This is a genomic window from Hafnia sp. HMSC23F03, assembly GCF_001816025.1.
GTDB classification, from domain to species: Bacteria; Pseudomonadota; Gammaproteobacteria; order Enterobacterales; family Enterobacteriaceae; genus Hafnia; species Hafnia paralvei.
The window spans coordinates 120,954-132,742 of the sequence record NZ_KV824190.1; the positions used below are offsets into that span (position 1 = coordinate 120,954).

The following is an 11,789-nucleotide window of genomic DNA, read 5'->3' on the forward strand; positions in this document are numbered from 1 at the left end:
TCAGCACAAAGCTGAGCCTCTAAATAGCACTATTAGACAGAAAATTGACCTGCATTAACGCATTATTTTGTCACCACGAGATACACCCACGATACCAGAACGAGCGACTTCAACAATTTCAGCAACCTCTCGTACGGCACTTAGGAAGGCATCGAGCTTGTCACTGGTACCTACTAGCTGAACGGTGTAAAGCGAAGCTGTAACGTCTACGATCTGACCTCGGAAAATATCGGTGCTACGCTTAACTTCTTCTCGTCCATAACCGGTAGCCTGTAGCTTCACCAGCATGATTTCTCGCTCTACGTGCGATCCTTGTACCAACTCACTCACTCGCAGGACATCTACCAGTTTATGCAGTTGTTTTTCAATCTGTTCTAGTACCTTAGCGTCGCCGACGGTTTGAATGGTCATACGCGAAAGCGTGGGGTCATCAGTCGGTGCTACGGTCAGGCTTTCAATGTTATACCCGCGCTGCGAAAACAGGCCAACCACGCGGGACAGTGCGCCTGACTCGTTTTCCAGTAATACAGATAAGATCCGGCGCATTATTAAGTCCTCTCCGTTTTGCTTAACCACATTTCATCCATTGACCCACCGCGAATCTGCATTGGGTAAACGTGTTCGGTTTCATCGATGGTCACATCAACAAACACCAGACGGTTCTTAACCGCCAATGCCTGTTCTAATTTGCTTTCCAGCTCATCCGGCGTGCGGATAGAAATACCAACGTGTCCATAGGCTTCTGCGAGCTTCACAAAATCTGGCAACGATTCCATATATGACTGCGAGTGACGTCCCGCGTAAATCATGTCTTGCCACTGCTTCACCATACCCAAGAAACGGTTGTTCAGGTTAATCACCACCACCGGTAAATCGTATTGCAATGCGGTAGACAGCTCCTGAATATTCATCTGGATACTGCCATCCCCCGTCACGCAAATCACGGTTTCTTCTGGCAGGGCTAATTTAATCCCAAGCGCCGCGGGCAAACCGAAGCCCATCGTGCCCAAACCGCCCGAGTTCACCCAGCGCCGCGGTTTATCAAAGCCATAATAGAGTGCGGCAAACATTTGGTGCTGCCCCACGTCAGATGCAACGTAGGCTTCACCTTTCGTCAGCCGATGCAACGTTTCAATGACCTGCTGTGGTTTGATGCGGCCACTTGTGGTGTCGTAACTCAAACATTTGCGCGCACGCCATTGAGCGATGCTCTGCCACCAATCACGCAGGCCATCGAAATCTTGTTTAACTTCTTTCTGACCTAACAACTCAAGAAACGTCCCGAGTGCTTCTTTAGCATCACCGACGATCGGAATATCCGCATCCACGGTTTTAGAGATCGATGTCGGATCGATATCAATATGTAGCACGGTCGCATTTGGGCAATATTTAGCAAGATTATTGGTGGTGCGATCGTCAAAACGGACACCAACGGCAAAAATAACATCTGCATTATGCATCGCCATGTTGGCTTCATAAGTGCCGTGCATTCCCAACATCCCCACGCTTTGCGCATGTGATGCGGGGAAGCCCCCCAGACCCATCAACGAGGTAGTGACTGGAATATTCAAGCGCTCAGCCAGATCACGCAGTTCTTCATGACAGCCAGAACTAATCACCCCACCACCGGCATAGATAATCGGCTGTTTGGCGGCTAACAACGTCTGTAAGGCGCGCTTAATCTGCCCACGATGACCTTGCAAGGTTGGGTTATAAGAACGCATTTTGACGCTTTCAGGATATGAATAAGGCAGCTTAATCGCCGGATTCATGATGTCTTTAGGTAAATCGACCACAACGGGCCCCGGACGTCCAGTAGATGCTAAATAGAAGGCCTTTTTGAGAATGGTAGGAATATCTTCGGTATGCTTAACCAAGAAACTGTGTTTCACGACTGGACGGGATATCCCCACCATGTCGCATTCCTGAAACGCGTCATTACCAATAAGAGACGTGGCTACCTGGCCAGAGATAACCACCATAGGCACCGAATCCATATAAGCCGTCGCAATACCGGTGATGGCATTGGTCGCTCCCGGTCCTGATGTGACCAGCACCACGCCCACTTCTCCTGTGGCCCGCGCAAAACCATCGGCCATATGCACCGCGCCTTGCTCATGACGCACGAGCACATGCTCAATACCTCCAACCGTATGCAGAGCGTCATAAATATCAAGAACGGCCCCGCCCGGATAACCGAATACATGCTTTACTCCCTGATCGATCAACGATCGAACGACCATCTCGGCTCCTGACAACATCTCCATGGTTTTGCCTCCCGGCTGACTTTGCGTAGGTTATATCCAGGGTTTATCACTAATACGAATCGTTTAAGAGATCGAGATACACGGGGCTAGCACACCGCGGGGCGCTCCGGCAGCTAAAGCTGCTACGACCCCATCGGTGTACTTCCCCTAAAATCACGCTTAAGTGACCAGCATTAGGGTTTATCCCTGTTTTTATGTGTTGTGTTTGATTTATTACCTTAACGTGGGAATAACAAGTGCGCAAACGGCAAACTCGGAAGCAAAAGTGAAGGAATTGTAACCTTGCTGGATTCACGCTTTTTTTAGGTATAAAACGCTAAGAGTAGGTGAGTTGGCTCCGCGCTTATCGCTGCAGGTGACTAAATTACAGAACTAAATCATTCTCAGTCCTAAAGAGAGTCTGTGATATCACATGAAAAGAAAACGGCCAGCAGAAGCGCTGGCCGTTGATACCACAGTGATAGAAATTAATGTTCCAAATACATGGACTCAATTTCCATCTGATAGCGAGAGTTAATAATTTTGCGCCGCAGTTTCAGCGTCGGAGTTAGTTCTCCCTGCTCCATCGAGAAGGCCTCGGGCAGCAGCGTAAAACGCTTAACCTGCTCAAACTTCGCTAACCCCTTTTGCATCTCACGTAGACGCTGATCAAACATTTCTACGATATGGCTATGACGGAGTAAATCCAGACGATCGTGATATTTTAAATTGATCGACTTGGCGTACTCTTCCAGCGACTCAAAACAAGGCACGATCAAGGCAGACACAAACTTTCTTGCGTCGGCGATCACAGCAACCTGCTCAATAAAACGATCCTGTGCTAACGTGCCTTCCACCATTTGTGGCGCAATGTATTTGCCGTTAGAGGTTTTCATCAGATCTTTTAGGCGCTCAGTAATAAACAAGTTGCCATTTTCATCTAATGCTCCCGCATCGCCCGTTTTTAGCCAGCCATCTTCCGTAAAGGTTGCGGCGGTTTCTAACGGTTTGTTGTAGTAACCGCACATAACAATCGGCCCACGCACCTGAATTTCATTTTCGTGACCGATGCGAACTTCAACATCTGGCAGCGGTTTGCCGATAGAACCAAAGCGGAAATCGTTCTCTTCCCAACAAGATACCGTGGCGCAGGTTTCTGTCATGCCATAGCCATATTTAATATTTGCACCCAATGCTTGGAAAAAGAGAATAACGTTATCATCCAGTTTTGCCCCAGCCGCTGGTAAAAATCGCACGCGCCCGCCCAAAATCCCGCGCAGTTTGCTCAGTACGAGTTTATCAGCCAGCTTATGCATGGCGGATAAAACGACGTTCGGCTTGCAGCCTGCTCGTTCAGTGAGGAAACGTTTTTCCCCCACCCAAATTGCACACTTAAACATGGCGCGTTTATGCCATTTAGCCTGTGCCACTTTTTCGTGGATGGCGCTGAAAATTTTCTCGTAGAAACGCGGTACCGCACACATCACTGTCGGTTTCACAGACTGCATCGCTTCGCGTACCTGATTGGTATCGCTGAGATACACGTTTTGCGCGCCACTATGCATAACATAGAAGCTCCAAGCGCGTTCAAAGACGTGCGAAAGTGGCAGAAAACAGAGTGACACATCATCTGCTGTTACCGTCAGGCGCTCGTCATGCAAACGCAGTTGAGCACCCATATTGGTATAATTCAGCATGACGCCTTTCGGTTCGCCGGTAGTCCCTGATGTGTAGATCAGCGTGAACAGATCGCTCATGTCAGCCTGTTCAATACGCTCTTTTAACAGAGGTAAATAACGTTCTTGCGCGCTGGCCACGAATGAATCCAGCGTACATGCAATTTCGCAGCCCTGCATGTCGATGCTGTCCGACATAACAATAATATGCTCAAGCTGAGGGCATACCCCTCGTAACGCTAGCGCCGCGTTATATTGAGATTGACCATCAACAAACAAAATACGTACGTCTGCATCATTGAGAACAAATGCCGTCTGAGCAGCGGTATTGGTCGAGTAAACAGGAACAGTGATCGCTCGCAGGTGTAAAATCGCCAGATCAATCAGTGACCACGAAACCGAGTTGTGGGCAAAGATCGCCACTCGCTCCTGAACATCAACGCCTAGCGCACACAATGCCAGCGCCAGTTTTTCAACGCGTAGCCCGACCTGCTGCCAAGTATAGGGCGTTTCACCGTGGGCAGACCATTCACGTAGCGCAACGCGCTGCGGAATATGTTTGATCTGCTGCTGAATACGTTCAACCAGATGGTATTTATTTAACTCATTGATCATAGAAGAAGTTCATTGAATTTATCGAAGTGGAAGTCGCCATGAGACAGAAGTGAAAAATCTCATTCAGCTTACAGCTGTGCGCTCTTTTGGCGGAAGTCTACCTGTTCTAGCTGTCGGGTCAACGATTATTCAATCTATAAATGTGAGTTATGATCGATTTTTTGAATGATTTATAGCCATGACATCGACATCATAGATAAAAAATCTAGCCGCGATAGAAGAAAAAAAGAAAAAAGTAAAAGATATAAAAAACTGGGAAATTAGGGGTAAGGGTGTATAAAACACTGGTTTATGAGCTATTGGGCTAAATATAAAAATGGAGAGCTAGGCTCTCCATTTTATGTAACTTCAATTTTTAAATTAATTTAATACTTAAAACTTACTACCAAACTCACTTAACACCGACTTCATCCACTGATGACCGCTGTCACGCTCTGCCGCGTGGTGCCAGCTCAGGTAGCAGGTACGCTCTCTTTCGATATCACTCAGAAGCACTGCAGAGAGATTCAAATGCTCGGCATACTCTTCAACAAGCCAACGTGGAGCAATAGCAACCATTTCTGTTTTAGAAACGACGCTCAATACGCTATTCATATCTGTACCTTGATATGCAATGCAGCGTGCTAATTCGCTAGACTCATAATAACCACGACTCAGCGATGAGAAGAGATTTAAGCCAACAACCGCATGCTGTTCTACCAACAGTTGCTGATTGCTAACCATATTATTAATACGCGGGTGATTTTTTGATACAGCTAAAACAAATTCATCTTTGAATAACGGTTCACATGAATATTCATCGCTTTCAAAGCGGCTATAACTGATCAAGAAGTCTTTTTCCTGATAACGTAATTTACGCTCAATATTTTCATTAACGGATGAGTTCAAATGCAATTGAACATGAGAAGCGCTATCTTTGATCTGATTAAACAACTTCGCTGTTAAGCGAATATCTAATGGGCTACAAATTGCAACATTGAAAACTCTTTCGCTGACCAGTGGATTAAAACCAGAACCTGGCAGCTCATTCTGTACAATCTGCAACGCCTGACGAACCGAACCAAACAGTTGATATGCACGATGCGTTGGCTGAATACCTCGGCCATAACGCATAAACAACTCATCGTTAAACATCACTTTTAAGCGAGCTACCGCGTTACTTACCGCAGGCTGAGACATGCCCAAAGCATGCGCCGCTCGGGTAATATTTTGCACCTGCATTACCGCATCAAAAACAGTTAATAAATTAAGATCAACATTTCTTAACTGAACTAGCTCTGTACTTCCATTCTCGGCCAATGACATAACTTCACTTTGTGCTGACATACATCACCCTAATATAAATAACTTTGTTAACGTCGTAATAAAGAAAAGCGACATTACGGTTTGATTAAAACACTGAGGGCAAATGAATTCATAAATGATAAATAGTCATATAGCTTTATGAATTAAAGCACTCACATGATTTGAGATAGATTCATACAATTAGAATTACAATGACATACGAGTACAACAATCACTCATTAGGTAGCCACTCATTCAATATTGATACATTCTACTGGTTAATGATTTAGTTGTACTTAAAATTCAAGGAAGCAATGATTAAATAACGATGAATAATACCCATGTATATTTATGGAAATATTCTTCTCATCCAATCGGTTACAATAAAAACGCATGAAGTTATAGAACAAGCTGAACGCAATTAGCACACTAATGTTTCGAATAAAGATTGGATGAACCTCACAATTCTGTATTACATGACAACGGGAACATTAATCACTATTGCATAAGAAGATGAGTTTTCTTCACTCGACTAAATAGCCGTTGACAAGGCTACCGCTATCCAGTATCACTTTAAGCATTGAGTTTATTCACCCAGATTAAGAGCGGAATCACATGATCAAAATGACTCGTCTCCTAGGCCTCCTCCTTCTCGCATCCAATTTGCGCGGTGAGCCTGTGGGCGGTAATCAAAACTGATTCCAACCAAACACAAGAAAGCCCGCGCAAATGCGCGGGCTTTTTTTTACGTCAAAAGCAGCGCAACGCGTTAATAAGAACTGATGAATTAATAAAAACTGCGAGGAGCAACCTGCATGAGCCAACAAGTCATTATTTTCGACACCACGCTGCGCGATGGTGAACAAGCATTACAAGCCAGCCTGAGCGTCAAAGAAAAGATGCAGATCGCCATGGCCTTAGAGCGCATGGGCGTTGACGTAATGGAGGTTGGCTTTCCCGTTTCTTCACCTGGCGATTTTGAATCAGTACAGACCATCGCACGCAACATCAAAAATAGCCGAGTCTGTGGTTTAGCGCGTTGTGTCGACAAAGATATCGACGTTGCCGCTGAGGCGCTGCGCGTGGCTGAAGCCTTCCGCATCCATGTCTTTTTGGCTACCTCTACACTGCACGTTGAATCGAAACTGAAAAAGTCCTTTGAAGATGTGGTCGCGATGGCGGTGCATTCTGTCAAACGCGCTCGCAATTATACTGACGACGTCGAATTTTCCTGTGAAGACGCGGGCCGCACTCCGTTAGACAATCTGTGCCGCATCGTGGAAGCAGCTATCAAAGCCGGCGCAACGACCATCAATATCCCCGATACCGTTGGCTATACCACGCCGTATCAATTTGGCGGAATCATCACCAATTTGTACGAGCGAGTCCCAAACATTGATAAAGCCATTATCTCCGTGCACTGTCACGATGATTTAGGCATGTCGGTCGCCAACTCTATTACCGCCGTACAAGCGGGTGCTCGTCAGGTCGAAGGGACGATTAATGGTATCGGTGAACGCGCTGGAAACTGTGCGTTGGAAGAAGTCATTATGGCTATCCGCACTCGTTCTGAAATGCTGGGCGTCCACACCAATATTCATCATCAAGAAATCTATCGTACCAGCCAGTTCGTCAGCCAAATGTGCAATATGCCCATCCCTGGCAACAAAGCCATCGTCGGCTCTAACGCTTTTGCCCATTCATCGGGTATTCACCAAGACGGCGTGCTGAAAAACCGCGAAAACTACGAAATCATGACGCCAGAATCTATTGGTCTGAATCAGGTACAGCTGAATCTGACCTCGCGATCCGGTCGTGCCGCAGTGAAGCATCATATGGAAGAGATGGGATATCGAGAAGGCACCGACTTCAATCTGGATACTTTGTATGACGCTTTCCTGAAGCTGGCTGATAAAAAAGGTCAAGTTTTCGATTACGACTTAGAAGCCTTAGCTTTCATCAATAAACAACAAGAAGAACCAGAGCATTTCCGTTTGGACTACTTCAGTGTGCAATCTGGCACCAGCGTAATGGCAACAGCTTCGGTAAAACTGAACATCGGAGGAGAAATTAGCGCCGAAGCAGCGACCGGTAATGGCCCTGTTGATGCGGTATATCAGGCTATCAACCGTATCGCCGGTTATGACATCGATATCGTCAAATATCAGCTGTCAGCCAAGGGCCAAGGCAAAGATGCGCTGGGTCAGGTGGACATCGTCGCTAATTATAATGGTCGTCGCTTTCACGGCGTTGGCATCACAACGGACATCGTTGAGTCATCAGCGCTGGCGTTAATTAACGTTCTGAACAATATCTGGCGTGCACAACAGGTGGAAAAAGAAAAACAACGCATCCACCAGACGCAAACAACATCATCACATTCTAATCAGGAAGCAGTCTAATCATGAGCAAAACACATCATATCGCCGTTTTACCCGGAGACGGCATCGGTCCAGAGATCATGGCTCAGGCCTACAAAACCATCGACGCCGTGCGTCAGCGTTTTGGCCTGCGTATCTCCACCAGCGAATATGACGTTGGTGGTGCGGCAATCGACAAACATGGCACACCGCTGCCGGCGGCAACCATCGCAGGCTGTGAGCAAGCCAGCGCTATTTTGTTTGGCTCCGTCGGTGGCCCCAAGTGGGAAAATCTGCCTCCGGCACAGCAGCCAGAACGCGGAGCCTTATTGCCGCTGCGTAAACACTTCAAACTGTTTAGCAATCTGCGTCCGGCTCGTTTATATGAAGGTTTAGAAGAATTCTGCCCGCTGCGCAGCGATATTGCCGCACGCGGTTTTGATATCCTGTGCGTACGGGAATTGACCGGCGGTATCTATTTCGGCCAGCCGAAAGGCCGTGAAGGTCAGGGAATGCATGAGCGTGCGTTTGATACCGAGGTTTACCACCGTTTCGAGATTGAACGCATCGCGCGTATCGCCTTCGAAGCTGCCCGTAAACGCCGTGGAAAAGTCACCTCAATCGACAAAGCTAACGTATTGCAAAGTTCTATTTTGTGGCGCGAAATTGCTACCGAGATTGGCAAAGATTATCCAGATGTCGCGTTGAATCACATGTACATCGACAACGCCACCATGCAGTTGATCAAAGATCCTTCACAGTTTGACGTGATGCTGTGCTCCAATATCTTTGGCGATATTCTGTCTGACGAGTGCGCCATGATCACCGGCTCTATGGGGATGTTGCCTTCCGCCAGTTTGAACGAACAAGGCTTTGGTCTGTATGAGCCTGCAGGCGGTTCTGCGCCAGACATCGCGGGCAAAAACATTGCCAACCCTATCGCACAAATTCTGTCATTCGCCCTGCTGCTGCGTTATAGCCTGAACGCTGACGACGCAGCTAATGCCGTAGAACAAGCGGTAAACAAAGCATTAGAACAAGGCTTCCGCACTGGCGATTTAGCCGGTGATGGTCAGGCTATTTCAACCTCAGAAATGGGTGATGTCATCGCCCGCTTTATCGCTCAGGAGGCCTGATCATGGCGAAAACTTTATATCAGAAACTGTTTGATGCACACGTGGTTTATGAAGCAGAAAACGAAACGCCACTGTTGTACATCGACCGCCATTTGGTGCATGAGGTAACGTCTCCGCAGGCGTTTGACGGCCTGCGCGCGATGGGGCGTCCGGTGCGCCAAACAAGTAAAACCTTTGCCACCATGGATCACAACGTATCAACGCAGACCAAAGACATTAATGCCTGTGGCGATATGGCACGCATCCAAATGCAAGAGCTGATGAAAAACTGCAAGGAATTTGGGGTTCAACTGTATGACTTGAATCACCCATTCCAAGGCATTGTTCACGTTATCGGGCCAGAACAGGGAATGACACTTCCCGGCAATACTATCGTCTGCGGTGACTCTCACACGGCGACTCACGGTGCATTTGGCGCATTGGCTTTCGGCATTGGAACCTCAGAAGTTGAACATGTTTTAGCCACGCAAACCCTGAAGCAGGGGCGTGCGAAAACCATGAAAATTGAAATTATCGGCAACGCGGCAGAAGGCATCACGGCCAAAGATATCGTTTTGGCCGTGATTGGCAAAATTGGCCACGCGGGCGGTACCGGACATGTTGTCGAATTCTGTGGCAAAGCCGTTGAAGCACTGTCAATGGAGGGCCGGATGACGTTGTGTAATATGGCCATTGAGATGGGCGCTAAAGCGGGTCTGGTTGCGCCAGATGAAACCACGTTTACCTATCTGAAAGGGCGTCAGTTTGCCCCACAGGGTGATAACTGGGAAAAAGCCGTCGAATACTGGCGTACGTTGAAATCCGATGCGGGTGCTCAATTCGACGCCATCATCACGCTGAACGCTGGCGAGATTGCGCCACAGGTTACCTGGGGTACCAACCCAGGACAGGTGATTGCGATTAATCAACCTATCCCAACGCCAGAATCCTTCAGCGATCCTATTGAACGCGCCTCTGCGGAAAAAGCGCTGGCCTACATGGACTTAGCAGCAGGAGTTAAGTTGACCGACGTCGCTATCGACAAAGTATTCATCGGCTCCTGCACCAACTCACGCATTGAAGATTTACGTGCGGCTGCGGCAATCGCCAAAGGTCGCAAAGTCGCCAATGGCGTGCAGGCCATCGTCGTGCCTGGCTCAGGCCCAGTGAAAGCCCAAGCGGAATCAGAAGGCTTAGACAAAATTTTCATCGAAGCCGGTTTCGAATGGCGTTTGCCGGGCTGTTCCATGTGCTTAGCGATGAATAACGACCGTCTGAATCCGGGCGAACGTTGCGCATCTACTAGCAACCGTAACTTTGAAGGTCGTCAGGGCCGCGGCGGCCGCACTCATTTGGTTAGCCCTGCCATGGCCGCAGCGGCAGCCGTGAGCGGACACTTTGCCGATATTCGTGAATTAGCGACCGCAGCGGTCTAACAGGAGCACTCTTCATGGCTACATCTACTCAGTCTGGTTTAATTAAACATAGTGGGATCGTGGTTCCTTTAGACGCCGCCAACGTCGATACTGACGCCATTATTCCTAAGCAGTTTTTGCAAAAAGTAACTCGCACCGGTTTCGGTCAACACCTGTTTAACGACTGGCGTTTTCTGGATGATGCGGGGCAACAGCCAAATCCTGATTTCATTCTGAATCAGCCTGAATTCAAAGGCGCCAGCATTTTGTTAACGCGCGAAAATTTCGGCTGCGGCTCTTCTCGCGAACATGCGCCATGGGCTCTGACCGACTACGGTTTTAAAGTGGTCATTGCACCGAGTTTTGCCGATATTTTTTACGGCAACTCGTTCAATAACCAACTGCTGCCTGTCACTTTGAGCGAAGCAGAAATAGATGAACTGTTCGCACAGGTTGAAGCCGCACCGGGGATGAGCTTTACCGTTGATTTAGAAACCCAAACCGTGCGGGCGGGAGATAAAAGCTATTCGTTTGAGCTGGATAGTTTCCGCCGCCACTGCATGATGAATGGCTTAGATAGCATTGGGCTGACGTTGCAGCATGAGGCGGCAATTTCAGAATATGAGGGGAAATTACCGGAGTTTTTGCGCTAGGGATGCATTTACCGCGCCCTGTGTTCAAACGGTGTAAGGTTTCGTACGCCTAAACATTGGAGTGCGGTTAAAGTTTCGTACGCCCAGAGCACCGAAACCAACATGCACTCCGTGCAGGCGTCCGAGTCGGGGGGCCAGTCGCTGCCCCCCGACACCCCAGCTTGGCACCCCTCCCAGCCCGCTACGCGGGTTCCCTCGTTTCATCATTCCGGTCTTGACGGAACGAACGACAATCGGCATCCATGCCTCCGTCGTTCTTTCGCCGATATCAATCGGCGAATCCTAACCTGCATGATTCACTCGGCTGTCCGGTAATGTGCCGGAAAAGGTCAAAGACAAAAGACAAAATCAAAACTTTTTTAGGTTTTTAGTTTAAGTCTTGGCAGGGAGCGCCGGCACGACAGGGATGTCGTGACGGAGTTTGG

The 11,789-nt window shown here is 48.1% G+C and carries 9 protein-coding genes; 4 read left to right on the forward strand and 5 right to left on the reverse strand.

The window, feature by feature from the left end:
• Window positions 1-54 precede the first annotated feature (54 nt).
• The 4 genes from ilvN to leuO form a co-directional block, all read right to left on the reverse strand.
• Window positions 55-546, reverse strand: a complete 492-nt coding sequence (gene ilvN / locus HMPREF3091_RS02780; RefSeq protein WP_035503740.1) for an acetolactate synthase small subunit — start codon at window positions 544-546, stop codon at window positions 55-57.
• Window positions 547-548: 2 nt separating this feature from the next.
• Window positions 549-2,267, reverse strand: coding sequence for an acetolactate synthase 3 large subunit (gene ilvI / locus HMPREF3091_RS02785; protein WP_070714055.1), 1,719 nt, complete (start codon window positions 2,265-2,267; stop codon window positions 549-551).
• A gap of 467 nt (window positions 2,268-2,734) precedes the next feature.
• Window positions 2,735-4,537, reverse strand: coding sequence for an AMP-dependent synthetase/ligase (locus HMPREF3091_RS02790; RefSeq protein ID WP_070714057.1), 1,803 nt, complete (start codon window positions 4,535-4,537; stop codon window positions 2,735-2,737).
• A gap of 372 nt (window positions 4,538-4,909) precedes the next feature.
• A complete protein-coding gene (gene leuO / locus HMPREF3091_RS02795) occupies window positions 4,910-5,863 on the reverse strand; it encodes a transcriptional regulator LeuO (protein ID WP_004094573.1) in 954 nt (317 codons plus the stop codon).
• Window positions 5,864-6,636: 773 nt separating this feature from the next.
• Here leuO and leuA point away from each other — a divergent pair.
• Genes leuA through leuD form a run of 4 tightly spaced genes read left to right on the forward strand, consistent with a single transcriptional unit; the run spans window position 6,637 to window position 11,364 of the window.
• Window positions 6,637-8,223, forward strand: coding sequence for a 2-isopropylmalate synthase (gene leuA / locus HMPREF3091_RS02800; protein ID WP_004094574.1), 1,587 nt, complete (start codon window positions 6,637-6,639; stop codon window positions 8,221-8,223).
• A gap of 2 nt (window positions 8,224-8,225) precedes the next feature.
• The gene (leuB, locus tag HMPREF3091_RS02805; RefSeq protein ID WP_004094577.1) at window positions 8,226-9,317 is read left to right on the forward strand and encodes a 3-isopropylmalate dehydrogenase; all 1,092 of its coding nucleotides are present in this window, start codon (window positions 8,226-8,228) and stop codon (window positions 9,315-9,317) included.
• A gap of 2 nt (window positions 9,318-9,319) precedes the next feature.
• Window positions 9,320-10,732 carry a 3-isopropylmalate dehydratase large subunit gene (gene leuC / locus HMPREF3091_RS02810; protein WP_070714060.1) on the forward strand — a complete coding sequence of 471 codons (1,413 nt, stop codon included), beginning with the start codon at window positions 9,320-9,322 and terminating at the stop codon, window positions 10,730-10,732.
• A 14-nt stretch (window positions 10,733-10,746) separates the two neighbouring features.
• Window positions 10,747-11,364, forward strand: coding sequence for a 3-isopropylmalate dehydratase small subunit (gene leuD, locus HMPREF3091_RS02815; protein WP_004094585.1), 618 nt, complete (start codon window positions 10,747-10,749; stop codon window positions 11,362-11,364).
• Window positions 11,365-11,388: 24 nt separating this feature from the next.
• Here the strand turns inward: leuD and HMPREF3091_RS02820 are convergent, their stop codons facing one another.
• A complete protein-coding gene (locus tag HMPREF3091_RS02820; protein WP_070714061.1) occupies window positions 11,389-11,604 on the reverse strand; it encodes a hypothetical protein in 216 nt (71 codons plus the stop codon).
• Window positions 11,605-11,789 lie beyond the last annotated feature (185 nt).